Source organism: Flavobacterium sp. AG291, from assembly GCF_003350375.1.
GTDB lineage: Bacteria > Bacteroidota > Bacteroidia > Flavobacteriales > Flavobacteriaceae > Flavobacterium > Flavobacterium suzhouense.
In genome coordinates this window covers 37,401-63,253 of record NZ_QQAR01000004.1, presented here as the reverse complement: position 1 = coordinate 63,253, position 25,853 = coordinate 37,401, and the positions used below count along the sequence as shown (strand labels likewise).

The 25,853-nt window shown below is 38.2% G+C and carries 22 protein-coding genes; 14 read left to right on the top strand and 8 right to left on the bottom strand.

Going from position 1 to position 25,853, the window contains the following annotated elements; all coding sequences use genetic code 11:
• The first annotated feature begins 33 nt into the window (after nt 1-33).
• Nucleotides 34-546, top strand: a complete 513-nt coding sequence (locus DEU42_RS05870) for a hypothetical protein (RefSeq protein ID WP_114757360.1) — start codon at nt 34-36, stop codon at nt 544-546.
• A 122-nt stretch (nt 547-668) separates the two neighbouring features.
• Here the strand turns inward: DEU42_RS05870 and DEU42_RS05865 are convergent, their stop codons facing one another.
• Nucleotides 669-1,076: a DUF2721 domain-containing protein gene (locus tag DEU42_RS05865; protein ID WP_114757359.1), complete on the bottom strand. Its 408-nt coding sequence runs from the start codon at nt 1,074-1,076 to the stop codon at nt 669-671.
• A gap of 152 nt (nt 1,077-1,228) precedes the next feature.
• Here DEU42_RS05865 and DEU42_RS05860 point away from each other — a divergent pair, with 152 nt between their 5' ends.
• Nucleotides 1,229-1,765, top strand: a complete 537-nt coding sequence (locus DEU42_RS05860) for a pyridoxamine 5'-phosphate oxidase family protein (protein ID WP_114757358.1) — start codon at nt 1,229-1,231, stop codon at nt 1,763-1,765.
• A 68-nt stretch (nt 1,766-1,833) separates the two neighbouring features.
• Here the strand turns inward: DEU42_RS05860 and DEU42_RS05855 are convergent, their stop codons facing one another.
• Entirely contained in the window at nt 1,834-2,592 is a 759-nt protein-coding gene (locus tag DEU42_RS05855) for a helix-turn-helix domain-containing protein (protein WP_114757357.1), read from the bottom strand.
• 88 nt (nt 2,593-2,680) lie between these two features.
• Here DEU42_RS05855 and DEU42_RS05850 point away from each other — a divergent pair, with 88 nt between their 5' ends.
• Both DEU42_RS05850 and DEU42_RS05845 read left to right on the top strand, forming a co-directional pair.
• Entirely contained in the window at nt 2,681-2,929 is a 249-nt protein-coding gene (locus DEU42_RS05850) for a hypothetical protein (protein ID WP_114757356.1), read from the top strand.
• Nucleotides 2,930-2,932: 3 nt separating this feature from the next.
• Complete coding sequence (locus tag DEU42_RS05845; RefSeq protein ID WP_114757355.1) at nt 2,933-3,640, top strand: DUF3667 domain-containing protein; 708 nt, start codon at nt 2,933-2,935, stop codon at nt 3,638-3,640.
• A 78-nt stretch (nt 3,641-3,718) separates the two neighbouring features.
• Here the strand turns inward: DEU42_RS05845 and htpG are convergent, their stop codons facing one another.
• Complete coding sequence (gene htpG, locus DEU42_RS05840) at nt 3,719-5,599, bottom strand: molecular chaperone HtpG (protein ID WP_114757354.1); 1,881 nt, start codon at nt 5,597-5,599, stop codon at nt 3,719-3,721.
• Nucleotides 5,600-5,961: 362 nt separating this feature from the next.
• Here htpG and DEU42_RS05835 point away from each other — a divergent pair, with 362 nt between their 5' ends.
• Entirely contained in the window at nt 5,962-6,414 is a 453-nt protein-coding gene (locus DEU42_RS05835; protein WP_233506628.1) for a lipocalin family protein, read from the top strand.
• 24 nt (nt 6,415-6,438) lie between these two features.
• Entirely contained in the window at nt 6,439-7,137 is a 699-nt protein-coding gene (locus DEU42_RS05830) for an OmpA family protein (protein ID WP_114757353.1), read from the top strand.
• Between the two features lie 111 nt (nt 7,138-7,248).
• Here DEU42_RS05830 and DEU42_RS05825 read toward each other — a convergent pair whose 3' ends face one another.
• Nucleotides 7,249-7,863 (bottom strand): hypothetical protein, encoded by a 615-nt coding sequence (locus DEU42_RS05825; protein ID WP_114757352.1) that lies wholly within the window; start codon nt 7,861-7,863, stop codon nt 7,249-7,251.
• A 386-nt stretch (nt 7,864-8,249) separates the two neighbouring features.
• On the opposite strand from DEU42_RS05825, the gene DEU42_RS05820 reads away from it, so the two are divergent.
• Complete coding sequence (locus DEU42_RS05820) at nt 8,250-9,209, top strand: ABC transporter ATP-binding protein (RefSeq protein ID WP_114757351.1); 960 nt, start codon at nt 8,250-8,252, stop codon at nt 9,207-9,209.
• On the opposite strand, the gene DEU42_RS05815 is transcribed toward DEU42_RS05820, so the two are convergent.
• Nucleotides 9,206-9,592 carry an energy transducer TonB gene (locus DEU42_RS05815; protein ID WP_114757350.1) on the bottom strand — a complete coding sequence of 129 codons (387 nt, stop codon included), beginning with the start codon at nt 9,590-9,592 and terminating at the stop codon, nt 9,206-9,208. The two genes, DEU42_RS05820 and DEU42_RS05815, sit on opposite strands and share 4 nt — an antisense overlap.
• 211 nt (nt 9,593-9,803) lie before the next feature.
• Here DEU42_RS05815 and DEU42_RS05810 point away from each other — a divergent pair, with 211 nt between their 5' ends.
• Nucleotides 9,804-10,817, top strand: a complete 1,014-nt coding sequence (locus DEU42_RS05810) for a 3-oxoacyl-ACP synthase III family protein (RefSeq protein WP_114757349.1) — start codon at nt 9,804-9,806, stop codon at nt 10,815-10,817.
• 192 nt (nt 10,818-11,009) lie between these two features.
• Entirely contained in the window at nt 11,010-11,513 is a 504-nt protein-coding gene (locus DEU42_RS05805) for a murein L,D-transpeptidase family protein (RefSeq protein WP_114757348.1), read from the top strand.
• 150 nt (nt 11,514-11,663) lie between these two features.
• Here DEU42_RS05805 and DEU42_RS05800 read toward each other — a convergent pair whose 3' ends face one another.
• Entirely contained in the window at nt 11,664-14,066 is a 2,403-nt protein-coding gene (locus DEU42_RS05800; protein ID WP_114757347.1) for a TonB-dependent receptor domain-containing protein, read from the bottom strand.
• Nucleotides 14,067-14,445: 379 nt separating this feature from the next.
• On the opposite strand from DEU42_RS05800, the gene argS reads away from it, so the two are divergent.
• The 5 genes from argS to DEU42_RS05775 all read left to right on the top strand — a co-directional run bounded on the left by argS (nt 14,446) and on the right by DEU42_RS05775 (nt 22,348).
• A complete protein-coding gene (argS, locus tag DEU42_RS05795) occupies nt 14,446-16,227 on the top strand; it encodes an arginine--tRNA ligase (RefSeq protein WP_114757346.1) in 1,782 nt (593 codons plus the stop codon).
• A 10-nt stretch (nt 16,228-16,237) separates the two neighbouring features.
• Nucleotides 16,238-17,737 (top strand): hypothetical protein, encoded by a 1,500-nt coding sequence (locus DEU42_RS05790; RefSeq protein ID WP_233506627.1) that lies wholly within the window; start codon nt 16,238-16,240, stop codon nt 17,735-17,737.
• Nucleotides 17,727-19,160 (top strand): LysM peptidoglycan-binding domain-containing protein, encoded by a 1,434-nt coding sequence (locus DEU42_RS05785; protein WP_114757345.1) that lies wholly within the window; start codon nt 17,727-17,729, stop codon nt 19,158-19,160. The genes DEU42_RS05790 and DEU42_RS05785 overlap by 11 nt, the downstream gene beginning before the upstream one ends.
• A gap of 3 nt (nt 19,161-19,163) precedes the next feature.
• Nucleotides 19,164-20,834 (top strand): MBOAT family O-acyltransferase, encoded by a 1,671-nt coding sequence (locus tag DEU42_RS05780; protein WP_114757344.1) that lies wholly within the window; start codon nt 19,164-19,166, stop codon nt 20,832-20,834.
• 113 nt (nt 20,835-20,947) lie between these two features.
• Entirely contained in the window at nt 20,948-22,348 is a 1,401-nt protein-coding gene (locus tag DEU42_RS05775; protein ID WP_114757343.1) for a peptide-N-glycosidase F-related protein, read from the top strand.
• Nucleotides 22,349-22,397: 49 nt separating this feature from the next.
• Here the strand turns inward: DEU42_RS05775 and DEU42_RS05770 are convergent, their stop codons facing one another.
• Together DEU42_RS05770 and DEU42_RS05765 are read right to left on the bottom strand one after the other, a co-directional pair.
• Nucleotides 22,398-24,920 (bottom strand): TonB-dependent receptor plug domain-containing protein, encoded by a 2,523-nt coding sequence (locus DEU42_RS05770; protein WP_114757342.1) that lies wholly within the window; start codon nt 24,918-24,920, stop codon nt 22,398-22,400.
• Nucleotides 24,920-25,819: a FecR family protein gene (locus DEU42_RS05765; RefSeq protein WP_114757341.1), complete on the bottom strand. Its 900-nt coding sequence runs from the start codon at nt 25,817-25,819 to the stop codon at nt 24,920-24,922. The genes DEU42_RS05770 and DEU42_RS05765 overlap by 1 nt, the downstream gene beginning before the upstream one ends.
• Between the last annotated feature and the right edge of the window lie 34 nt (nt 25,820-25,853).

Genomic DNA, 25,853 nt, shown 5'->3' with positions numbered 1-25,853 from the left:
TTACTCAAAGTTAATCTTTTATATCTTTGAAGTATGATAAAATCGATGCTTAAACTTTTCTACCTGTCAGTTCTTTTCCTGCTGTTATCATGCGGAAAAGAAAAAAAGGAGTCCGGACCGTCCGAGCTTAATGATACCACTACGATAGTTATAGTGCCAAGGGATACTTCAGTGATTTCTGTTAGTAATAATGATGTTATAGAAAAAGAAGCACATGTACAGGTAAAAAAAACTACCGGATGTGATATGCTGCATAAAGGAATTTTTGTTTACAAAGATCCTCAGGGACAGGATGTGAAGGTAAGTATTACAGATAATGTATGGACCGAAGAGCACAAAAACGGACAGTATGTAACCATCGCTAAAATGAAATGGACCGGTCAATGTACCTATGAAAACACGTTGCTGATGTCTTCGTTACCAGGCTTTAGCTTGCCACCCGGAACTGTAATGCAGGTAACCATCGATAAAGTAGAAGGTTTTGATGTCTATTTTACGGCTACTGCTGCGGGTAAGAGTTACCATAGTAGGCTAACGAAAATATAGTTGGTTTGGTGATAGGGTTATTCGTTTTACTAATCACTAATAAAATACAATGTATATACATGTTAGATTTTATTATTCACCGGAGTGAAGCTAACAAATAATCAGATCCACAAATAACCGAATCAACTGTGTTCTTTCGCTTCTTCAATCAAATCATTAAGGTGAATACGTAATGCTTTTACCGATATGCTTATTTCCCAAAATGAAATAGCGAGAGAGCCTAACAACAGCAAAAGACTTAATCCGAAAATATAAGCGCCCCAGTCCTGTACTCCGCCAAAAAGCAAAGCCATTGAAAATACCGAAAAGAACAGGCTCAGCACGCCATACATCTGCATGTGGCGAATCAGGGTCAGCCTTTTGTTAAGGTTGGCAATTTCCAGCAATATACTTTTCGTCTGATTCGCTTCATAATTTGCTTTCAGTCCGCGTACTATGGTAGCGATGGTCAGGAAACGATTGGTATACGCTAATAATATCAATGATGTTGCCGAAAATAAAAGGGCAGGAGTTTCTATTGGGAGGTTCATCTGTGTGTTTTTTGGTAGAGTAAAGTTATGAACTTTTACATAACCTTACCATCGTAATATTAAGATACTTTAAGGTTAATTAGTATACTGCTAACAACTAGGAGAGTGTAATTGCTTTAATTTTAATATAATAACAATTAAAAACAATAGCTATGGACTCGATTAACAAACAACAGAAAGAAGATAATTTTAAAGACCTGATAGGACAGGAGGCTCTGGATAAGATAAAATCACTGTCGGATAAATCAGGAGGTTGCTTTTTTTGTACCCGTATAGAAACAGGAAAACGTTTTGAAACGCGCCCTATGGCTCCTGAAAAAATTGATGATGAAGGTAACTTCTGGTTTCTGAGCGCTAATGATTCCCACAAGAACAAAGAGATTGAAGCCGACCCCGCAGTACAGCTTTTATTTCAGGGTTCATCATACAGTGATTTTATGACGCTTTATGGCAAAGCTACCATTAGTACCGACAAACAAAAGATTGATGAACTTTGGGATGCTCAGATGAAAACGTGGTTTACCGAAGGCAAAGACGACCCAAGGATTACCGTAATTAAATTTACGCCGACAGATGGTTACTACTGGGATGTAAAAACCAATATGGCGATATCCATGATAAAGCGACTGTATGGTGCTGCGGTAGGCGAAACCTACGACGACTCAATACAAGGGAAAATAAAACCTTAAGAATAATGTTAGTTATTAAAAGCCATCTTTCAGAAATGAGGGATGGCTTTTATTGCTTATTATAATTTTTATATAATCTTCCTGTTTACCGCATAAGCAAGTGCTTCGAGTATATTACTAACATTAAGGCGTTCAAAAATCTTCCTTCTGTAATATTTAATAGTATCAGGTGCTACATATAGTTTTTCGGCAATTTCATTTATAGTAAGTCCTTGTGCGTGAAGTTGTAAAACCTGTATTTCTTTTTTGGTCAGGCTGGCTTTATTTGATTTTTGCCATACTCGTGTTGAGGTATCGAGTGTCCACATTTCGTCACTGCCTTGTTTGTAGATTTCAATGTTTCCGACAGTCTTATGGTTTGATATTGACACCGCGCACAATGATTTCCATAGTTTGCCCTCAGTTGTAAGCAAAAGCGGCGTAAGTTTATGGTTAATGAGAACTTTTTTATTGTCTTTATTTATAAGATGGAAGTCGTAAGTAATCGAATAGTTTTTCTTTTCTTCAATCGGGAGGCGTTCGTAAAAATCAAACCCGGCTTCATTTATTATTCCCAGTATTTCAAGGTCTTTTTCGGGTACATGCCTGAAATAAAACTCATACCCCATTTCCTTTACTTCGTTAGCTGTATAGCCGCACAGGAATAACGGATTGTCGGAGACATAATCAAAAGACATCTTTTCATAGTCAATCACATACACACTTTCATAGGTGAGCCTTGCAAATGCTTTTACCACTTCAATGTAGTCGGGGCTTTTGTTTTGGTCAGAAGCCGATATTTCGCCGATAGTATTTCTGGTAAGCAGGCTGGATTTTGGATTGTTCATGGTTGTTGGTATTCACTTCAAATTTACACTATAGTGTAGTATTAAAAAACTTTTTTGTGCGAACCTTTGTTGTAAACCAACCGCCATTATGAAAAAAATAGCTGAACTTACTCTAGAAGAGCTTTCACTTCGAAAATCGAAACTAAAAGGTGTAGTAATAGGTTATGGGATATTGATAGTTATTGCCTTGTTACTTTTGATTTATCTACAAGCAAAACCCATACTTTTTGTTCCTGTTTCGGTTTTGCCTGTAATTGGGCTGCCATTGTTCCTGTCGTTAAAAATGACGATGGACGAAATAGCAAAACGAAAGGAAGAAGGTGATATAAATTTATAATTTATGGATACTGCTGTAAACTGTAAAAGCTGTAATGAGCCGATAAATAAAAACTTTTGTGCAAATTGTGGACATCCTGCTGTGCTAAAAAGGGTAGACAGCCATTATCTGTTGCATGAAATTCAGCATGTGCTGCATTTTGAAAAAGGCATAGGCTATACCGCAAGAGAATTGCTCTTAAGGCCGGGAATAACAGTAAGGAGATTTCTGACCGAAGACAGGAGCAGGCTTATAAAGCCTATAATTTTTATAATAGTAACTTCTTTGGTCTATTCTGTAGTCAGTCATTTTTTTCATACCGAAATAGAAATGCCGGTTCTTTATAATTCGGCAGTTTTCAAGATACTGCAATGGTTACAGGGGCATTATGGCTACGCAAGTATCATAATGGGTATGTTTATTGCCTTTTTTCTTAAGCTGTTTTTCAGGAAGCTGTCCTATAATTTATTTGAGATATTAGTACTGCTGTGTTTTGTAATGGGCATTGGTATGCTCATTAGTGCTCTATTTGCATTAATGGAGGGCCTGACTCATATTGAATTAAGCAATACAGGTTATCTCATAAATTTTTTATATAGTATATGGGCAATTACCATGTTCTTTAAGGGTAAAGTAGTCCATTTTTTTAAAGTCTTTGTTGCATATATAACGGGTGTTTTGGTATTTGCTATTCTCGCTATACTTTTAGGAGTCTTAATCGACTATCTATAATTTTTCAACCAATCAATCAATAAAAAACCTGCAGTTCTCACTGCAGGTCTATTGTCTGACATATATTATCTAGAAGTCTTATTTTATCAATTCAAAACTACGTTTTACAAAAGCTGTGAGCTCTTCGCCTTTCAGTAGGTTTTGCGATAGTTTTGCAAGGTCAAGCGCCTGTTTTACCAAGGCTTCCTGATGCGTTTTGTCAGTTGAGTTCAATATATTTGAAGATAACTCATGGTTAGTGTTTACCACTACATTATACATGTCAGGGAAATTACCAAACATACCCTGTCCGCCACTTGCGCTCATTTCTTTCATACGGCGCATGAACTCAGGCTGTGTAATCATAAAAGGAGCAGCATTGCTGTCCATCGCCTCAAGCTGTACCGAATAGCCCGATGCAGGGATGAACTCCTGAATAGAAGCTTTTAGTTTTTCCTGCTCTTCGTCGCTTAGTTTAGAGATTTGTTGCTCATCTTTTTTGATAAGTTTGTCAATATGATCGGCATCTACACGGGCAAATGTAAAGTTCTCATTATCGGCTTCCAGCTTCTGGATAAGGTGCGACACGATAGGCGAGTCAAGAAGCAATACTTCATAACCTTTATCCTGAGCAGCCGCGATGTAACTGTGCTGTGCATCTTTGTTAGAAGCATAAAGCACGACTAATTTGCCATCTTTGTCCGTTTGTGTCGGAGCCAGTTTTTCTTTTAGTTCATCAAGGGTAAAGAATTTGCCATCAACAGTAGGGTATAATACAAATGAACCTGCTTTTTCGTAGAATTTAGGCTCGCTAAGCATACCATACTCAAGAACGATTTTGATGTCATTCCATTTTTGCTCGAAATCTTCACGGTTTTCAGTGAATAGTGATTTCAGCTTATCAGCCACCTTACGGGTAATGTAGTTCGATATTTTCTTTACAGCACCATCTGCCTGAAGGTAAGAACGTGATACGTTAAGCGGAATGTCCGGTGAATCGATCACACCACGAAGCATGGTAAGAAATTCCGGTACGATGCCTTCAACATTATCTGTTACGAATACCTGGTTTTGGTATAGCTGTATCTTGTCTTTTTGTACCTGAAGGTCGGCCGAAAGTTTCGGGAAGTATAAGATACCAGTCAGGTTGAACGGATAATCTACATTAAGGTGTATGTTGAAAAGCGGCTCTTCAAACTGCATTGGGTACACTTCCTGATAGAAGTTTTTATAGTCTTCATCTGTAAGGTCCGATGGCTGTTTTGTCCATGCCGGGTTAGGGTTGTTGATGATGTTGTCAACTTCAACAGTTTCAGCTTTGTAATCTTCAGGTGCGTCTTCCGGTTTTGGAAGCGTTTCTCTACGGGTACCAAATTTAATAGGCACCGGCATGAATTTGTTGTATTTTCTAAGAAGTTCTGAGATTCTGTTTTCCTCAAGGAACTCTAATGAGTCTTCAGCAATGTGAAGGATGATTTCTGACCCTCTGTCAGTTTTGTCAGCCGGCTCAAGCGTAAATTCAGGACTTCCGTCACACGTCCAGTGAACCGCAGGTTCGTCTTTATAAGATTTAGTAATGATCTCTACTTTTTCAGCCACCATAAAGGCAGAGTAGAAACCAAGGCCGAAGTGTCCTATGATGCCTGAGTCTTTAGCTGAATCCTTATATTTTTCAAGGAATTCTTCAGCACCCGAGAAAGCGACCTGATTGATATATTTCTCAACCTCTTCGCCTGTCATACCTATACCCTGATCGATGATGTGAAGTTTTTTACCTTCTTTATCAATCTTTACCTCAATTACAGGGTTTCCATATTCAACTTTAGCTTCGCCAATACCCGTAAGATGTTTTAGCTTAAGGGTTGCGTCTGTTGCGTTTGAAACCAATTCACGTAAAAAGATCTCATGGTCGCTGTATAGGAATTTCTTGATTAAGGGAAATATGTTCTCTACCGAAACATTAATTTTTCCTGTTGTCATAGTAATAGGTTTTTATATGTTTTAACTTTCCACTGTATACTCAAATAAAATACCAATCGGCAAATGATGACAAATTGACATTTTTACTTTCTTCCTCTTTTCAGGTATTCACTTTTTAAACGGTTAATTGTTAAAAAAATCGCTTTTAAGAAAAGATTAATATGGGGTGTGCTTAAAAAATCTGTTGATAAAATTACTTTGGTAATCAATACTCCTGTGTGTTTCAGACTGATGCGTTGTAGCTAAACTTAAAAATATTCTTATTAAAAAAATAACTCCCGAGTTGTTTTGTACATCACTTATTCATTAATTTTATACTGCAAAAAATCAATGGATTTAAACCTTTAAAACCTTTTTAAACTATGAAAAAATTTCTTTTTTTAAGCATGTTTGTCATTATGCTGGCTTCATGCGGAGGCCTTGACACAAAATCGCAATCAGGTCTTAAAGGAAACTGGACTATTACTAATGTAACATATCCCGGTTCAGACTATATTAAAGTGACTTCTTTTGATGTTGCTGATTCAAAATGTTTTGTTGGCAGCAGCTGGAACTTTGTATCAAACAACAACAAAGGAACTATGAATGTAAACGAAAGCGGAAATTGCCCTTCTTTTAGTAGTCCTATTGTATGGACAGTTACTAAAACAGGAGATTTTACACTTAAAATCACTGAAGGTGCAAAAGCTAAAAGAGTAACAGAAGGTTACTTCCTTAAAATGAGAAACCAGAGTGAAACTTCTTTTCAGCTTGTAGATAATGTAAATGTAGGCGGTAAAAATGTTGAGGTAGTTTACCAGTTCTCTAAAATGTAATCAATAAAATCAAATATTTAACTCATGAAAAAGACAAAAATTTATATGCTTACACTTGCACTAATCGCAAGTATAGGATTCACTTCATGTGAGGCTGTTAAAAATACAAATAATACTCAAAGGGGTGTTGCTATTGGGGCTGCTTCAGGTGCTGTTATAGGAGGTGTACTTGGTAACAATGTAGGTAAAGGTGGTAATACGGCTCTTGGTGCTATCATTGGGGGTGTTGTAGGTGGTGCTGCCGGTGGTGTTATTGGTAACAGGATGGATAAACAAGCCCAAAAAATTGACCAGGCCCTTCCGGGAGCTGATGTTGAAAGGGTAGGAGAGGGAATCAAAATTACATTAGGTGAAAACTCAGTAAACTTTGACCTTGGTAAATCTACGCTTACTGCAACAGCTAAAGCTAACCTTGACAAGCTTGTTCCGGTATTCAACGAATATCCTGATACGGATATTCAGATAGTAGGTCATACAGACAGCAGCGGTAGCGATGAGCTTAACCAAAAACTTTCTGAACAAAGAGCTGCGTCCGTAAAAACATATCTTTCAGGAAAAGGTATTAAAGCTGCCAGAATTGTTACTACCGGTCGTGGAGAAACTGAACCTATTGCTGATAATACTACAAAAGAAGGTATGGCTAAAAACCGCCGTGTAGAATTTGCTATTACTGCAAACGAGAAAATGAAAGCTGATGCTCAAAAAGAAGCGGCAAAACAGTAATTATTTCTCATTATCATAAAGAAAGAGGCTGCCTGATTAGGCGGCCTCTTTTGCATTAAGAAAGTAGTTAGTTATAGTTAAGACGCAGCGTAGCTACGAATATTCTTTTTATTACCACCAATCTGACCTGTTTTTATTGCGTCCGAAGTAGTAGGTAAGCCCTATTGATGCATTCAGCATTTTTCCGGTATAGGTGCCGTTATATTCGCTGTAAAAAGAGTTTTGTTGCCTGAAATTTAATATCCCTGATAAATCACCTCTCAATGCAAAAGAATCGTTTATGTACAATTGAACCGTGCCTCCTATTATAAAATTACCAATATTGTCATAGTCTCTCTCTTCAAACGGATTAAGCCTTGTGTAACCTACTCCGCTATGTAGAAGCAAACCCACAGTACTATTGGTAAGTTCTCTGAAATTTAATACCCTTCCTATATTGTATACCGCCTGAACAGAAGCCCTGTCGAGAATACTTCCTGTGCCGGGTGTTCCGTTGTCGTCAATACGATCATGGGCATAGTCAAATTTAACACCCCAATATTCATTAGCCATATATCGGAAGCCGATACCTGAATGTTTAAAACTGGTTTGTGTCGGATTCCGTGTATAGGTTAGTCCATATTCTGCCTCAAATGAAAACTGGTTAAAACGGTTGCGTGTAACGCTCAATTGTGAAAATGCCTGTGTGGTTAGCGCAAGAGCTAAAATTGTGATTGTTTTCTTCATACTGTCAGGCAGAGCCCCTACTGTTAAATTAGTTAATTACAAAATCCAGGGCAGCAAATAATTACGTATATATAATTATCTGTTGCTAAGGCCGCTACTGCGGCATATATAGTAAGGGATGTTTATTTATTGGTTAGATTGGTTAAGGCGTTTTCAGGTTCTGAAAGCGCCTTTTTTGTTTCCGTCCGGCCAATAAAAAGTGAGTATAGGTGATATTTGTACAACGCTATATGTTAAAGAATATTGATAAGGCAGTTGTTAAAAGAATATTAAAGTTTTTAAATACCCTATTCGGAGAGTAATTACATATTTTAGGTCTTAATATTTGTTAAGCAGGGTGGAGTGTATTCCCTAATTGAATATTTTTGCAGAATAATAGAACACAAATGCTTGCAGTAAAGAACATCTCATTCGGTTATACCGATAAGATCATTCTCCACAATATAAATTTTACCGTAAAAAAAGGCCAGAACATTGCTGTTATTGGCGAAAGTGGCTGTGGCAAGAGTACGCTGCTTAAACTTATTTACGGTTTATTCGATCTTAACGAAGGTGAAATAACATACAAAGGAGAGGTTGTTACCGGGCCTAAGCACAACCTTATTCCGGGAATGCCTTATATGAAATACCTTGCACAGGATTTCGATCTTATGCCTTATGTAACAGCCGCTGAGAATGTAGGGAGTTTTTTATCTAATTTCTATCCTGAAGAAAAACAACGACGCATTGCTGAGTTATTGGAGATTGTAGAGATGAATGCTTTTGCCGATATAAAGGCAAAGTACCTTAGCGGAGGACAGCAGCAGCGTATCGCATTGGCTAAAGTGCTTGCGCTTGAGCCTGAAGTGCTATTGCTGGATGAACCTTTTAGCCATATTGATAACTTCAGGAAAAATGCTTTAAGACGTAATCTTTTTGCTTATCTGAAACAAAAAGGGGTTACAGTAATTGTGGCTACGCATGACAGTACCGATGCGCTGTCATTTGCTGATGAAACCATAGTGCTTAAAAACGGGAAGGTACTGGATAAAGCACCTTCTAAAGAAATATATTATTTCCCTCACGATAAATATACTGCATCGCTTTTTGGTGAGGTGAACGAGATAAAGCTGGAATTGCTTACACTTACCCAAAACCCTGAAGAAACGGTATTGATATATCCGCACCAATTAAAGATAACCGAAGGAGGCCCGTTAAAAGTAGTTGTAAAACAATGCTATTTTAAAGGGAGCCGTTATCTTATAAAAGGAGCATTAAACCGTCAGGTTATATTCTTTGAACATAACAAGGAGATTGAGGTAAATACCGAAGTAGCTCTTGCTGTTGACAGGGAAGCTTTTGGCTAATTAAAGTGTAAAGGTAACTTATAGTATGCTTTTATCGGTTGACCTTCCTCTTCTCCCGGTATCCATTTAGGGCTATCGGCTATAATCTCTCTGACTTTTTTATCAAATTTAGGGCTAATTCCTTCCAGGGTTTCAACTTCGCTGATACTCCCGTCTTCATTTACCATAAACGTTACCAACATAGAGCCTGGCCTGTAGCTTATGGCACGTTGCGTCTTTGGGTGAATCGAATTAAGGAATGCCTTGAGACCTCCGGGATATTCCGGTGCTTTCTGTTTTTTGTTGGTTTCTTCTTCGGTAGTCAGTACATCATGAACTCTTTCTTGTGCACCGGGGGAAAATGCAAAAAATGCAGATAAAAAAGCTGTAGCTAATTTCTTCATAAAAAAAGTTTATGGTTCAAATATAAAATAAACTTTGAGTAAAACAAATAGTTTGATAATCAAATCGTTATAAGGTTAATTTTTTCTGATGAAATAAAACTTGTTTAAAGAGGCTTGAAAGTTGTATTAACTAAAAATCAGGCATTAAATGAGGTTTAATTTTAAAGAATGTTTAATTTTGTAAACTGATTTTTAATAAAATAATCAATTTATGTATCATTCAAAAATCTCTGGATTAGGTTATTACGTTCCGGAAAATGTTGTGACAAATGAAGATTTGTCTAAAATAATGGAGACCAATGACGAGTGGATCCAGGAGCGTACCGGCATTAAAGAAAGAAGACATGTTGTAAAAGGTGATGGCGATACTACAACCACAATGGGGGTTAAAGCTGCAAAAATTGCCATTGAGCGTGCCGGTATCGATAAAGAAGAAATTGACTTCATCATATTTGCAACCCTTAGTCCTGACTATTATTTTCCGGGTCCGGGTGTTCTTGTGCAAAGAGATCTTGGTATGAAACGCACTGTTGGAGCACTTGACGTGCGTAACCAGTGTTCGGGTTTTATCTATGCTATTTCGGTTGCCGATCAGTTTATCAAAACAGGAATGTATAAAAACATTCTGGTAATAGGTTCTGAGCTGCATTCTACCGGTCTTGATATGACAACACGCGGACGTGCTGTATCAGTAATTTTTGGTGACGGTGCAGGAGCAGCTGTTCTTAGCAGGGAAACAGACCTTACAAAAGGTATTCTTTCTACACACCTTCACTCTGAAGGACAGCATGCCGAAGAACTTTCACTTATTGCTCCTGGTATGGGTAAACGTTGGGTTACTGATATTATCGCTGATGCCGATCCTAATGATGAGAGCTACTACCCATATATGAACGGACAGTTTGTATTCAAGAATGCAATAGTTCGTTTTAGCGAGGTAATCAATGAAGGACTTAAGGCTAATGATCTTCAGGTAAGCGATATCGATATGCTTATTCCTCACCAGGCCAATCTTAGGATTTCACAGTTCATACAGCAAAAATTCGGTCTAACTGATGATCAGGTGTATAACAACATCATGAAATATGGTAATACTACTGCAGCGTCTGTGCCAATCGCGTTAACCGAAGCATGGGAACAAGGCAAGATTAAAGAAGGCGACACTGTGGTATTAGCTGCCTTTGGTAGCGGCTTTACCTGGGGTAGTGCCATTATTAAATGGTAGGCTTTAGTTGTCGTTTTTAAAGTTATAAAGTCAACACTGCTACTGAAATATAATATCCCACTTAATTTGTAAATAAGAATTAAGTGGGATTTTTTATGGGTTGGAGTGAAGCTTTCTTCTCTTGAAAGGAGTAGGCGTATCTTTTATTCCTATTTTTGAAATCTAAATTCTACGATTTATAATCTAAAATCTATGCTTTGGTTATTATTTCTTATTTCGTTTGGCTTTGTTGTTTGGTATTGGTATCCTCCTGCAGAATTACCCAAAGGTACTATCATAGATAAGCTGGTTGTACGAAAGTCAGAAAGAAAAATGGAAGTCTATTCTGAGGGGAATCTTATAAAAACCTATGATATAGCTTTAGGTAAAGACCCTGTTGGGCACAAACAGTTTGAAGGCGATAATAAAACACCTGAGGGTATTTACATAATCAACGACCGGAATCCGCGTAGTGCTTATTATAAGAATTTAGGAGTGTCGTATCCAAATGAAACGGATAAGGCTAATGCATTAAAACTTGGAAAATCTCCTGGAGCGGATATCAAGATCCACGGGCTGCGAAATGACAGGGGGTATATGGGGAAGCTCCACAAAATGGAAGACTGGACAGCCGGTTGCATTGCTGTTACCAATGATGAAATGGATGAATTATACGCAACTGTAAAGCAAAACGCGGAAATTGAAATTTTAAAATAGAATTGAGAATAAAGATCAAACATCCAGCATCTCACATCTCAATACAAAAAAATAAAAAACAAAAACCCCGGGCGCAACTCCCGGGGTTTTTCCAACCTAAACCTAAATTTAATATGAAGATATCATATTAAGTTGTCGCCAGGCAGTAGCTTAGAACATTCCACCACCTGCTTGTTTTGTATTATCGTCGCGTTGCTTGCGTTGTAATGCCCTGTTTTTACCTCCTCCAAACATATAGTTAATTCCGAAGTACACCGTACGGCTTTCCCAACGGAATTCTCCTTCCTGTGGAAACGGATTTTTTGATTCGAAACCATAACGCATAGTTTTGAACATATCGTTGTAGCGAAGACTAAGTGTCATTTTGTTGTCAAGCAGGGTATAACGCATACCACTGTCTATTTTATACATGTTTTTAGTATCATTCTGGATTCCGTTTACCGGCCCGCGGTAGAAACCAAATACGTTAAAGTTTAATCTGCTGTTTGCTTTTAGGTTAACGTTAAGCCTTGCGTTAAAAGCATTTGTTGTTATGCTTTTGGTTTCAACGATATAGGTTCCGTCGGTCTGCTCGATAGAGATTCTGCCTTTTTGATCAATACTCGAAAAGTCTATTGCAGGCTGCATGTCCAGCCATTTGTTCACTTTATAGTTTGCAGAAACTTCAAAACCAAAGGCATTGTTGTTGTTGAAGTTGCCATAGCTCATTACCTGGTCATCTTTGTTTGCGGTAGTTTCGTTAGGATACAGTATTCTGCTAATCTCGTCATTTATCAATCTGTAGAATACACCACCAGTTATAGAAGACCCTTTACCAAACATTTTGGTATAATTAAATTCAATTGAATTAGTAAACTGTGGTTTCAGTTCAGGATTGCCTATCGAGGTGAAAAGCGGTGTAGCAAACTCCCTTATAGGTTTTGTCTGCTCAAGGCTTGGCCTGTCTACACGACGGCTGTAGCTTAATTGCAGCATATTTTTCTCATTAAGGCTGTATGTCAGGTAAGCCGAAGGGTATACTGTTAGGTAATCATCTTTAAACGCCGGTATACCGGTATTGTTTGCAGTTACTTTGTAGCTTTCGAAACGCGCACCCAGCTGGTAACTAAATTTCTCAAATTTCTGCCCGTATGTGGCATATAGTGAATATATATCCTGATCGTAGGTGTAATCAACATATTCCTGGCCAAGTTCAACAATAAGCGGGTTTGTTGTACTATAAATGTTGTCTGAGCGTATCAGCCTTGCTTCGGCGCCAAGCTCTAGTGTAGACTTATCGCTCAAAGGATTTACATAGTCTAGATTTAAGGTCATGTTTTGACGGTTGTCCTCTACATTGTCATAATAAAATCCAGGAACAGTACCGATTGTGGTGTTGTAATCTACATTCTGATTCTCCTGAGAGTCGTTATAGTTGCCTTCGAAATCAAGGGTATGTCCTTCTTTTTCAAACTTATGCTTAAAAGCCAGGTTGTAGGAGTTGTTATAGCTGTCGCCGTCCAGATCAGATACCTGTGAGATATCCGGCTGTCCTAAAGAAGGGTCGTAAGTAGCATTAGTAGCTATGGTAGCAATGCCGCTGCTGTAGTTTTGGTTGGTATATACTGACAATGTGTTGTTGTCATTAATGTAGTAATCCATGCCAATTTTACCAAGGAAGTTTTTGTTGTCATTCACGACATCGATAAGCTGATGTGAGTCTTTGTCAAGGCGGTTAACATATCCACCGTTAAATTGCTTGCCCTCATTACTGCCAAGGGTTGTAAAGAAATTAACTTTCCCTTTGCGGTAGTTCATGTCTAACGAATTGTTGGTTTTAGGAGTTTCACCAAAAGTGAGACCGGCATTAAAGCTTCCGTTAAAACCATCCTTTGAGTTTTTATGAAGTACGATGTTTATAATACCGCTCATCCCTTCCGGATTGTATTTGGCACTCGGATTGGTAATCAGCTCAATTTTTTTAATAGTGGTTGCGGGAATTTGCTTTAGCAACTGGGCAGGATCGATATTGGTAGGCCTTCCGTCTACAAGTACCCTTACATTTGTGTTTCCGCGAAGAGAGATATTACCGTCCTGATCAACATTTACCGATGGTATATTATTCATGATCTCCGATGCAGTACCTCCCGCAGTGGTTAAGTCACGGCCTACGGTTATAACCTTGCGGTCCAGCTTTTGCTCAATGGTAGAAACTTCTTTTACGATGTTTACTTCGTCAAGCGTTGAAGCTTCTTCGGTAATATTAATAGTGCCGAGATTTACGCTTTTTGATGAATTGTTGAGATTTGCCGTAAGGTTTACGGTCTTGTATCCCATAAACTGTATTTCTACAGCATAGTTTTTTAGCGGAAGGCTTTTGATGGTAAAAGTTCCGTTTTCTTCAGAAATGCCTCCGCCGGTTACAGTACCATTTTCCTTTAGGACAATGCTTACGTAAGGTAGTGCCTCTTTTGTTTTACTGTCAATAATTTTACCCGATATGGTACCTGTGTTTTGGGCAGCCATAGTCATGATACTCCCAAACAGGAGCATGCATAAGAACTTAAATTTCATTGTTCGTGATTTGATTGATGATTTTTTGGCAAAGGTACTGTCTGTAAAACTAACATTCAATACAAGTTACCCTTCATGCATTGGCAGAATTTAATAACAATCCTGCTTTATGCATTTAACAATAAGACAATCAAGAGTGTGTTTTGTTACAAAAAAATGCGAAAAAAATATTATTTAGAAAGAAACAAAATAAGCTTAACAAATTTTGAAGAATTTTGGTGTACCTTGTACTAAAATGAAATCTACTGTTAATCAGTGTCTTCGTTTTTTTTTGGATAATAAACAGATTGGGCTTTAAATTATGATTTATTTAGAAAAAATCGTTTCAGGACGTTGGTAAAATATGTTTATCTTTGCACGCTTAAAAAAATAATACAAAATGGCATTATCGAATATCTTAACTTTCCAAATTATCAAAGCAGTTGAAGCTTTGTATGGTGTAACTGTAGAAAAAGTTGAAATACAGGCTACACGGAAAGAATTTGAAGGTGATGTTACCATGGTTATTTTTCCACTGCTTAAGGTTATAAAAGGCACTAACCCTGCCGAGCTTGGTAGTAAAATAGGAGAGTACCTGGTTGAAAATACTGCTGAGGTAGAAAAATTCAACGTGGTAGGTGGTTTCCTTAACCTTGTTATTGCCGATGCATACTATATCAACTATTTTAACGGCATTAAGAACGATGACAAATTTGCTTTTCCGGCACACGACCCGAATGGCAAAGCTGTTATGGTAGAATATGCCTCGCCAAATACCAATAAGCCACTTCACTTAGGACACGTCCGTAATGTATTGCTTGGGTTCTCGGTTGCCAATATTATTGAGGCAGCAGGTAAAAAAGTATACAAAACACAGGTTATCAATGACAGGGGTATTCACATCTGTAAGTCGATGCTGGCGTATGAGAAATTTGGACATGGTGAAACTCCGGATAGCGATAACATAAAAGGAGACAAACTTGCAGGTAATTATTACGTCGAGTTTGATAAGCACTATAAAAATGAAATAAACGAGCTTGTAGCTTCAGGTATGACCGAGGAGGAGGCTAAGAAAAAAGCTCCAATACTTCTTGAAGCACAGGAAATGCTTCGTAAATGGGAGGCCGGTGATGCTGAGGTAATGGCACTTTGGAATAAAATGAACGGCTGGGTTTACAAAGGGTTTGAAGAAACCTATGCAAACATAGGCGTTAGTTTTGACCAGAACTATTATGAAAGCAATACCTACCTTTTAGGTAAAGACGTAGTTGCTGATGGTCTTGCTAAAGGTGTGTTTGAAAGAGATCCTGACGGTTCAGTTTGGATCGATCTTACATCTGATGGTCTTGATCGTAAGATTGTGTTGCGTTCTGACGGAACATCGGTATATATCACTCAGGATATCGGAACTGCTATCCAGCGTGTGAAAGATTTTTCAGATGTTGGGGGTATGGTATATACTGTGGGTAATGAGCAGGATTACCACTTTAAAGTGCTTTTCCTAATCCTTAAGAAATTAGGATATGACTGGGCTCAGAACCTGTACCACCTGTCTTACGGAATGGTTGACCTTCCGTCAGGAAAAATGAAGAGCCGTGAGGGTACTGTAGTTGATGCAGATGACCTGATGGCAGAAATGACCGCTACTGCAAAAAGCATCTCTGAAGAACTGGGTAAACTTGAAGGTTACTCAGACGAGGAGAAAGCAAAATTATATGAGACTATTGGCCTTGGTGCCCTTAAATACCAGATGCTGAGGGTAGATCCTAAAAAACGTATCCTTTTTGATCCGAATGAGTCTATTGACTTTAACGGAGATTCAGGACCTTTTATACAAATGTCGTATGTAAGAACAAGGGCTATATTGCGTAAAGCTGATTTTGATTTAGCTAAAGATGTGACAGATGTTGAACTTCATGCAAAAGAAAAGGATCTTATAAAGCAGATGGAACTTTTCGTTACTATAGTTCAAACGGCTGCTCATTCCTACAGCCCGGCTATAATTGCTAATTATGCTTATGACCTTGCTAAAGAATTCAGTTCTTACTACCAGGTAGTATCTATACTTGGAGAAGAAGATATGAATATAAAACTATTCAGGGTTCAGCTTTCTAAGAAAGTTGGTGAAACTATAAAAGCTGCTTTCGGCCTGCTTGGCATTGATATGCCAGAGCGTATGTAATTGTTGAGTGATGAACCAGAATAAGCCTTACTTTTTTCAGTCGTATGCCATTATAGTGATATCAGTGATATCGCTATTGGTGTTTAAGCCATTTTTACCAAAGAAGATATTCTCGGAAACTCCTGTTGCAACTAAAAATGTAGTAGTAGACAGCCTTGCGCTCGAAGCTGCAGCTGAAGATGAAGGTGTAGCGGAAGAACAAAACGATACATTACAGGACAACAGCCGTATTAGCTTTGAGGCTGTAAACGGTATTAAGTTCCCGACTGAAAATTTTGATGATTATAAAGGTTATCAGCATTTGGTACTTTTCTATGAAAAGCTACTTCAACTGGAAACCAAACAACAGGGTAATGTAAGGATCGCCTACTTTGGCGACTCGATGACTGATGGCGATATGATCGTTAAAGAATTCAGGGCAAGCCTTCAGAATAGGTTTGGCGGTGAAGGTGTAGGGTTTGTAAATATTACATCGGAGTCGGCACCATCAAGAAGCACGATATCGCACCAGTTCTCATCTAACTGGAAAACTCTTTCGTATCTAAATGTGAAAAATCCGGTTAAGCCATTTGGTGTTAACGGACACGTATTCTTTGTTAAAAAAGATACAGTTGAGCCGGTTTGGGTAAAATATAAAGCAAGTAACCTTTCGCATTTGTCTTCACTAAACAATCCTACACTTTTCTATGGTAAATCAGGAAACAGGGAGGCAAGTGTAAACTTTATAGTAGGTAAAGATACTATCGCTAAAAAACTGAATCCGTCAAAAAGGGTAAATACGCTTAGCCTTGGGACAGGAGATATAAAATCGTTTAAGGCTAACTTTGTTAAAGCTGATTCGATTCCTTTCTATGGATTTAACTTTGATAACGGCAAGGGGGTTCATGTAGATAACTTCTCTAACAGGGGTAACTCAGGACTTCCTATTGGAACTTTTAATACTGAGGTAATGAAGGCTTTCAATGAAAAGCTTGGTTATGATCTTATAGTGCTTCAATATGGTACTAACGTACTGAACTATGGATCGCTAAATTATAGCTGGTATGAGAAGAAAATGGCCAGAGTTGTGGCGCATCTTCGCGAATGTTTCCCGGGTGTCGCTATACTGATTATTTCTACCGCGGATAAATCTACCAAGTATGATCTTGAAATGAAAACCGATTCAGCCGTAGTGCCTCTTACACGCGCACAACGTAAATATGCCGTAAGTTCTGAGGCTGCCTATATTAATCTTTATACCCTGATGGGTGGTGACGGCTCGATGGTAAAATGGGTTGAGGAAGCACCTGCAAAAGCAAATAAGGATTATACGCACTTTAACTTTAGAGGAGCTAAGCAAGTATCAGATCTTATTTATAAGCAGATAAATAATGGTTACGAACAGTACAAAAAGCTAAGGGGAATGGCTCCATCCGTTCCGTCAGCATCTACAGTTGCGGAGCCGTCTAAACCTGTTGTTAAAAAACAGGATTCTATAATCAAAAAACCTGACACCACAAATGCAGAATAAGCTATTAGCCATACTATTCCTGCTGTTGTGTTTTTCTGCATCAGCACAGGTCGATACTACCGAAGTGGAGATAGATTCTGTGTTTGCAGGTTACGTAAATATTGATACTACCGAAATTGTTTCCGGTGACAATATTATTACCAATACTTCTGCCTTAAAGCTTGTTTTTATGAAGCTTTATCAGATGGAAAAAGAAAAAAAGGGGCATGTAAATATTGTTCATGTTGGCGACTCCCATATCCAGGCTGACTTGATGACAGGGGTAATACGTAAAAGCTTGCAGGAGCGTTTTGGTAATGCGGGTTGCGGGTTTTCTTTTCCGTATAAACTGGCACGTACCAATGGCGGACGTTATGTAGGCTTTAGTTCGAATGCCTCATGGCAAAGCAGAAGAAATATATATGCACCAGAAGCCGGAATGAATGTAGGGCTAAGCGGTATAGCTCTTAAAACCCGTGAAGATTTTGTACTGGCTCTTAATGTAAGGGATAGTTCTTACGACTTTAATACCATAAAGGTTATCACACCGGGTAATAAGCCTTATTTCGATTTGGCAACAAGTTCAAAAACTATAGTGCTTGAATCTACGGTTCCTAAAAAAATAACCCACCGTATTAAGAGCGGGGAGGTTTTAGGAAGCATAGCTAATAAATATGATGTAAGCATTGCTCAGATAAAAAAAGCAAACGGACTTAAAAGTGATAATATCAGGGCAGGAAAAATTCTTAAGATTCCAACAAGCCAGATGCAAAAGAAACAGGTAAAACGATCAGAGTTTATACCTCTTGCACTTACAACCGAAGCAAAGGCTAGTTCGTATCACAGCGATGCCCAACTGGATAAAATTTATCTGTTGCCTGCTAAAGGACCTGTTGAATATACACTTAGCGGAGTATCTCTGGAAAAAGATGATGCCGGGCTGTTATATCATAGTATAGGTGTTAACGGAGCGAAATGTTCTGATTATAATAAATATCCTTTGTTCTTTGATCAGCTTCCTGCGCTTAGTCCTGATCTGGTTATTATTTCTCTAGGAACCAATGAGTCATTTGATAAAATGAATGGTGATGCTTACAAAACTCAGATGAATACTTTCATTGCAAATGTAAAGGAAAAGAATCCTGATGCAGCGATATTGGTAATGACACCACCACCGTCATTATTTAAAAGGAAATATCCTAATATGTTTGTCGCAGATTATGCCAAAAAGATATTAGTTGAAGAGACTGAAAAAAATTATGCCACCTGGGACCTTTTTTCCGAGATGGGAGGGCTTTTCAGCGTTAACCGAAATGCTGCCAAAGGACTGATGAGTACAGACAGGGTACATTACTCTAAAGATGGATATGAAAAACAGGGCAGGCTTTTTAGTGAAGCTTTCCTGAATGCTTATGATAATTTTAAACTTAATAACGGTTACTAACTAATGCAGCAGCTTTCAGATATTTTTTCGCAATTTTCAGGCGAAGACATAGTAAAATTGTTTGCCTATGACGCAAAATCCCCTTTGCTATTCAATACCTGGAGGTTTCTGGGATTGTTTCTGCTGTTTTATCTTTTTTATATACTGCTAAGGAATACATTTAGGGCAAGGCTTGTATATACCATTTTTTTCTCGCTTTATTTTTATTTTAATTCGAGCGGTATGCTTTTCGTACTGCTGCTGTTTTCTTCAGTTGTTGATTATACGCTTGGTTATTTCCTTTACAGGGAAGAGCGTACCACATACCGAAAGATCTACTTGTGGTTTAGTGTAATTGCTAACCTTACGTTTTTAGGGTATTTTAAGTATACAAACTTTATAATAGGAACGTATAATGACCTTTTTGGAGCTCATTTCGAATTTTACAAAGTAATACTTCCGGTGGGTATTTCATTCTATACCTTCCAGTCGATAAGTTACATTATAGAGATCTACAGAAAAGAAATAGTACCTACTAAAACCTATGTTGATTATCTTTTCTTCGTATCGTTCTTTCCACAGCTTGTGGCGGGTCCTATTGTGAGAGCTAAGGATTTCATTCCGCAAATTTATGCTAAGCTTGAACTTACGAGGGAAGATGTAAACAGGGCGTTGTTCCTTATTATTGGCGGACTTATCAAAAAAACGGTAATATCCGATTATATATCCATCAACTTTGTTGACAGGGTATTCGACCTTCCTAATGCCTATACGCCATTTGAGAACCTTATGGCTGCTTACGGCTACACTATCCAGATCTACTGTGATTTCTCGGGCTACAGTGACATGGCGATAGGTATAGCGCTGCTTTTAGGATTTAAGCTGCCTACTAACTTTCGTACACCATATAACTCGTCTTCTATCACCGAATTTTGGAGAAGATGGCACATATCACTTTCTACATGGCTAAAGGATTTCCTTTATATATCGGTAGGTGGTAACCGAAATGGCTCTTTTGCGGGTTTCTTTTTCCCGGTGGTGTTTTTCCTTTCATTAATAGTTTGGGGTGCAACTTATGGCCCCGAGAGTAACCTGCCGCTTATACTTGGTATTGGTTCTTTATTGGTGTTCACACTTACTTTTGCGCTTTCAAGAGACAAAGACAGAACCATGTTTACCAATGTGAACCTGATGACAACCATGTTGTTGGGCGGACTTTGGCATGGTGCGAGCCTACGTTTCATTATTTGGGGTGCATTGCATGGTATGGCTTTGGCAGTACATAAATTATTTGCAGAATATTTCCCTGAGCGAAAAGGGGCACCTAAAACAGGAGCAAAACGTGTATGGAACTTCTTTTCTATAATTCTGACTTTCCATTTTGTCGCATTTTGCTGGTTGTTTTTCCGTGCGAAAGATTTTCCTACAGCATTGGAGGTAATTAATAACATAAGCCTGGTTAAGTTTGCCCCTGAACAATGGCAAACTATCATTATGGGGTATAAAAATGTATTCCTTCTGATGCTTATAGGTTATGTATGGCATTTCCTTCCGGATAGTTTCTCGTCTACACTGAGAAATACTTTCGATAAAACCCCTCTTGTTGTTAAGGGGATTATTCTGGGATTGGTGTACTGGCTGGTTTATGCTGCAGCTTCTGCAGGACCACAACCATTTATTTATTTTCAGTTTTAGGGTTATATGTAGGAATATTTCGTTTTTAGCTGAAAATCAGTATTTTTGAAAGCTAAATGTGTGTTTTAGGTTAATTTTTTGTGTACTTTTCGCCCCTAAATTAACTTATTACTATGAAGAAAACTTTACTATTACTCTCGTTACTTGCAGGTTTTGCAGTTCCGTTCAAAACTATGGCACAGGAGGCGTATACGCTTACGCCGTTTGATGGTGCTATTTTTTATGGAATGTATGGTGAAACTGTAAGCGAACCTGTTCCTGAAGGACTTATTCGTAACTCTAACTCTTCTTATGGAAGAATGCTTACGCAGGAGGAACTTGATGCATTCGGTAATACACTTACCATGACGGTTACACTTAGCCCGCTTTGTGATAACTATGACAGGATTGGTAATGTAAACCTTGCCTTTGTACCTAAAGGACAAACAACTTATGATTATAACGAGGTTAAAAGAATTGAGATTGGTCGTTTTATTACTCCTTTCATGAGGCTGACTAATACTACTGTAACGGAGGTTCCTTATGTATATGATCTTAATCATTTAACGAACCTTTTCCACGATGAGGCATTAACAGCGGTTTATGATCTTTGGATAGAACTTGAGGTTTATGGTTATCAGGGTGGCCCTGGCCAGGGAGGTGCGGCTGTTGAAATTCCAATCTGTGCTAACAGAAAAGATGTTTATATGGGCTCTTTAACTTTCGAGTCTACTACTGATGAAAATATTGCAACACCGACTTCTTCATTTGTTACACCATTGTCTTTTAAGTATGAGCTAAAAAACTATACCCTTGATGGTACAGATGTATTAAATCAGACAGTAAGATCATTGTATGTAACTCTTGATGCTCCGGTTCAAAACGCACAGCTTCATATTATTACTTCTAACCACGGATCAAATAGTCAAGGTGAAGAGTATGTTAGAAGAAACCACTTTATCTATTTTGATGATGAATTAAAACTACAATATAAACCGGGAGGTGTATCATGTATACCTTACCTTCAGTACAACACTCAGGTAAACTGTATTTATTACCAGTGTAACGGAACAAGCAACCCTCCTGTTATGCCTGATGATGATGCTTATTGGTATTGGAATAACTGGTGTCCTGGTGATAAAATTCCTAACCGCGTTGTTGAGTTAGGAGATCTTGCGGCAGGTCTGCACACATATAGAATTGAAGTTCCGGATGCAGTATTTGCAGGAGATCAGGGATACTTTCCAATGTCTGTTTACCTTACAGGAGAAGGCATTGATGGTTTAGTATTAGACAAAGAAACTTTCCTTAAAGAAGCGGTAAGTGTTTACCCTAACCCAACAAATGATTTTGTTACAATAAATACAGGCGGTCTTGCTATTAAATCAGTAAATGTGGTTAATACTTTAGGTCAGAATGTTTACACAGGTTCTTCTGATAAAATTGATATGACTCAATTCCAGTCAGGAATTTACATGGTAAAAATTGCATTTGACAATAACCAATCGGTGGTTAAGAAGATCATTAAAGAATAATGATTTCTATTACAATTTAAAAAGCGCCTTAAAGGCGCTTTTTTTATGTCTAAAATGTAAATTTTATAAGTGCATTAGGGGTGCGCTCAAGCGCATAGGTATTTACAACTTCGATACCGTTGTTGTCACTGTTAATACGGTAATATCTGTTTATGATATTTTTGCGGTTGAAAATATTTTGTACTGAAAGGCCTAACTGTAATTGCGATTTTTCAGTAGCTTTTATAACATAAGAAGCAGAGAAGTTTACCTGGAAAAAGGTTTGGATGTTTGCCGAGTTAGGTGCTGCATACTGAACAACAGGACTGGAAGGTGTAACAAATTCGGGTGCGTTGCTAATCGCAGGCGTAAAAGGTTTGCCGGTAAACCATCTGGAACCTAATGCGATTTTTACTTTTTTCCACTCATAAATTGCAGCGGTATTTATAGTATGTTCGATCTCAAAACTGCTCGGAAATTTGTTCGGAATAAAGTTGTCAAACTTATAATTGTTGTCGTTTAACGTATAGCTTAGCCAGGTATAGAAGTTTTTGAATTGTTTCTGAACAAGGAACTCACTACCCCATACGGAATATTGTCCTGTGTCATGCAAGAGTTCCAGCTGATCCTGGAAGCCCTGTCCACCTGAGGTAATACCTTTTACTCTTTTATAATAATTTTCTAAAGATATAAGCCAGCCATTGCGTTTATAGGTTGCTCCTATAGATAATTGCCTGCTTTTTTGAACGGGTACATCCTTATCGTTAGATAACACCCATCTTCTTTTCTCTATGCCCAGAAAGTCACCCTGAAGTTCTACAATCTGTGAAGTGCTCTGACTTTTCATTTCGGCAAGGCCTTCAAGCTGCCAGTCGGGAGTCAGAGTATAATTTACCTGTAAACGTGGTTCAGGGTAGACCATGCCAAATTTGGTAATGTAATTTAAACGCACTCCGGCTCTTGAATGCAGTTTTTTATTTTCGGTATCATATTCAACTTCGCCAATAAGAGCGTGGGTTCTTAAAACCTCTTTAATATTCCTGCTGTAAGATGGTTCGTTAACCTGATCTGAATTTTCGATACCTATCTCGTTATATTGATACCCGGTGTGCAACTGGTAACGGTCGGTTAGCTTTTGATGGTCAGCGATCTTTAGCCCCATGTCAAGGATAGTATTGCCCTGCTGCATTACCTGTCCTGACTGTATTGATGAGTTGTTTCCGTCAACATTATAATAAGAAGTATAAAAACTGGCTTCGCTGCTGTGTTTTTTATTCCATTGCGTATTCCAGCCTGCCGAACCGCCAAGTGTTAGCTGCTGAAGATTACTGCGTTCTGTAATAACCACACTCCCTTGAGTAAAGTCAAGATTGTTTCTAATGCCAATGAAGTCTACAAACAGGTTGTGCTTAGATCCTATTTTCTGATGATATTGTCCTGTAAAATCATAGAAGTAAAATTCTTTGTCGCTTTGGTAGTTTATTTTGGTGCTCTGATCCAGGTCGGTAACTATGGTGTTCTGAAATATCCTTTTAGAGTACTTGCTATAGGTAGGGAATTCTATGGCATCAGTAAATGAGCGTCGGGCTGAAATTTCGAAATTTGCATTTTCACTGGCTTTTATCCTCGTGTAAAAGTCAACATTGATCATGTTGCTTCCAAAGGTAAAATTACTATTTCCTATATCTTTAGTATGAGAGGATATATCAACTGCGCTCGATACGCTCTCTCCATAAAATGCAGAGGTTCCGTTCTTAAAGATTTTTACCTCATTACCCAGGTTAGGGTTAATTGCCGAAATTAATCCAAAGAAGTGACCGGTTTGATAAAGGCGTATGCCATTCCATAAAAACAGGTTTTGGTCGTGCGTACCACCCCTAACATTAATGTTAGATACGGTTTCATCGATGCTGCTTATGCCCGGAAGTTGCTGCATGGTAAGCAACACGTCGGGTTCTATTAGTCCGGGTAGGATACCAAACTTTTTAGGTTTGAGCGTAAAGCTTCCATCTTTTTTTTTGGATATACCCGTGGCAATATAACGCTCGGTAATCAGTTCCTGAAGTTCGAGTACTTCGAGTTTTAAAACAATGGCTTTACAGTCATCCTTAAACTCTTTTACGTTTATGCTTATGGGTTCGTAGTTAAGGTGGTCGATAAAGATACTTCCGGTTAGAGTAGCGGGCAGTTCAAAATAACCATCCTGTCGGGTAACAATTTTGCTGTTGTCCGGAAGTTGTATGACAGCCCTGTCTACGGGATCGCCAACTTCATCGATTATGTAAGCACAACGTTTCTTAGCTATTGATGGGGCAGAATATATTACAATATATCCACCAACTTCTTTGTAGCTTAAATGGGTACGGTTTTCTATGTATACCAGTTTGGCTTTTAACGGAAGGAATATTTCGGGTGGTGAAATAAGTTTGCCTTCTATGTCTTTATCGGCATAGTTAAACTTTACATTATGGTAAAGCGCCATGTCTTCAAGCAGTTTTTTGAGCTCAATACTTTTATTTTCGTTCTGCCCAAAAATATTGGGGACGATAAATAAAAGCGGTAAGAACATCAAAAGATGCCTGATTTTTAGCATTATTCAACAGAGAGTATGATTTTATTGCCTGCTTTATGTGATTTTAAATGGTGAGCAGTTTCAATAATCTCAAGGGCATCCCCAATGTTGTTCATTGGTATTTTACCGGAATGCTTTATAGTACTGATTTGTTTATCCGAAAGTTCGATATCCACACGGTACTGGCGTTTCATTTCTTCAATGATTCGACCCAGTTCTTCATGCTGATAGTTTACCTCATAAGTAAGCCATCCCGGTTGAGTATCTTCGTCTGAAGGCATATCTAACTGTTTGCCATTATCAAAAGCTACACTCATTCCCGGTGTAAGCAGGATAGTGTTTCCATTACTGCTTACTCTAACCTTACCCTCAAAACAGGTTACATCAAAACGGTTGTCCCTTGCTTTTACATTAAACTGCGTACCTACTACGGTAACTTTTCCCATAGTCGTAATCACATCAAATGTCTGGCCTTTGGCAACTTTAAAGTAAGCCTCGCCATCAAGATGCAATTTACGATTATTTTTCCAATTCCAGGCTTTATAATCGGCTTCAGATCCCGAGTTTAATGTCACAGATGAGTTGTCCGGTAGCAGGAATTCTGTACGCTGTCCGTTTTCAGCAAAGGCTGTTGTGGTTTTATTAGTATATACAAAGTAAGTTACACCTAATGCAAGGATTAGCATTGCTGCAATTCTAGATATCCATGGGCTCATGGTTCTTACTTTTACCGGTCTGTTTTTGTTTGCCTCAATTCGGGAATACAAAGTATCCATGTCAGCTTCAGGAATGGTAAGCTGCGCAGAATATTCTTTTATCTTATTGTAAGTAGCATACTCAGGCGTGGCCATGAAGGCTTTTAGTTCCTTCTCGTCCAGCTCATTATTGAGCCATTTTGCTAACATATTCTCGTTGTTCATTTTTTATCCCTTTTTTACTATAACAGCTTTCTTT

Coding starts and splice junctions, on each gene's coding strand:
- DEU42_RS05870 (WP_114757360.1), top strand. CDS start 34: ATGATAAAATCGATGCTTAAACTTTTCTACCTGTCAGTTCTTTTCCTG.
- DEU42_RS05865 (WP_114757359.1), bottom strand. CDS start 1,076: ATGAACCTCCCAATAGAAACTCCTGCCCTTTTATTTTCGGCAACATCA.
- DEU42_RS05860 (WP_114757358.1), top strand. CDS start 1,229: ATGGACTCGATTAACAAACAACAGAAAGAAGATAATTTTAAAGACCTG.
- DEU42_RS05855 (WP_114757357.1), bottom strand. CDS start 2,592: ATGAACAATCCAAAATCCAGCCTGCTTACCAGAAATACTATCGGCGAA.
- DEU42_RS05850 (WP_114757356.1), top strand. CDS start 2,681: ATGAAAAAAATAGCTGAACTTACTCTAGAAGAGCTTTCACTTCGAAAA.
- DEU42_RS05845 (WP_114757355.1), top strand. CDS start 2,933: ATGGATACTGCTGTAAACTGTAAAAGCTGTAATGAGCCGATAAATAAA.
- htpG (WP_114757354.1), bottom strand. CDS start 5,599: ATGACAACAGGAAAAATTAATGTTTCGGTAGAGAACATATTTCCCTTA.
- DEU42_RS05835 (WP_233506628.1), top strand. CDS start 5,962: ATGAAAAAATTTCTTTTTTTAAGCATGTTTGTCATTATGCTGGCTTCA.
- DEU42_RS05830 (WP_114757353.1), top strand. CDS start 6,439: ATGAAAAAGACAAAAATTTATATGCTTACACTTGCACTAATCGCAAGT.
- DEU42_RS05825 (WP_114757352.1), bottom strand. CDS start 7,863: ATGAAGAAAACAATCACAATTTTAGCTCTTGCGCTAACCACACAGGCA.
- DEU42_RS05820 (WP_114757351.1), top strand. CDS start 8,250: ATGCTTGCAGTAAAGAACATCTCATTCGGTTATACCGATAAGATCATT.
- DEU42_RS05815 (WP_114757350.1), bottom strand. CDS start 9,592: ATGAAGAAATTAGCTACAGCTTTTTTATCTGCATTTTTTGCATTTTCC.
- DEU42_RS05810 (WP_114757349.1), top strand. CDS start 9,804: ATGTATCATTCAAAAATCTCTGGATTAGGTTATTACGTTCCGGAAAAT.
- DEU42_RS05805 (WP_114757348.1), top strand. CDS start 11,010: ATGCTTTGGTTATTATTTCTTATTTCGTTTGGCTTTGTTGTTTGGTAT.
- DEU42_RS05800 (WP_114757347.1), bottom strand. CDS start 14,066: ATGAAATTTAAGTTCTTATGCATGCTCCTGTTTGGGAGTATCATGACT.
- argS (WP_114757346.1), top strand. CDS start 14,446: ATGGCATTATCGAATATCTTAACTTTCCAAATTATCAAAGCAGTTGAA.
- DEU42_RS05790 (WP_233506627.1), top strand. CDS start 16,238: ATGAACCAGAATAAGCCTTACTTTTTTCAGTCGTATGCCATTATAGTG.
- DEU42_RS05785 (WP_114757345.1), top strand. CDS start 17,727: ATGCAGAATAAGCTATTAGCCATACTATTCCTGCTGTTGTGTTTTTCT.
- DEU42_RS05780 (WP_114757344.1), top strand. CDS start 19,164: ATGCAGCAGCTTTCAGATATTTTTTCGCAATTTTCAGGCGAAGACATA.
- DEU42_RS05775 (WP_114757343.1), top strand. CDS start 20,948: ATGAAGAAAACTTTACTATTACTCTCGTTACTTGCAGGTTTTGCAGTT.
- DEU42_RS05770 (WP_114757342.1), bottom strand. CDS start 24,920: ATGCTAAAAATCAGGCATCTTTTGATGTTCTTACCGCTTTTATTTATC.
- DEU42_RS05765 (WP_114757341.1), bottom strand. CDS start 25,819: ATGAACAACGAGAATATGTTAGCAAAATGGCTCAATAATGAGCTGGAC.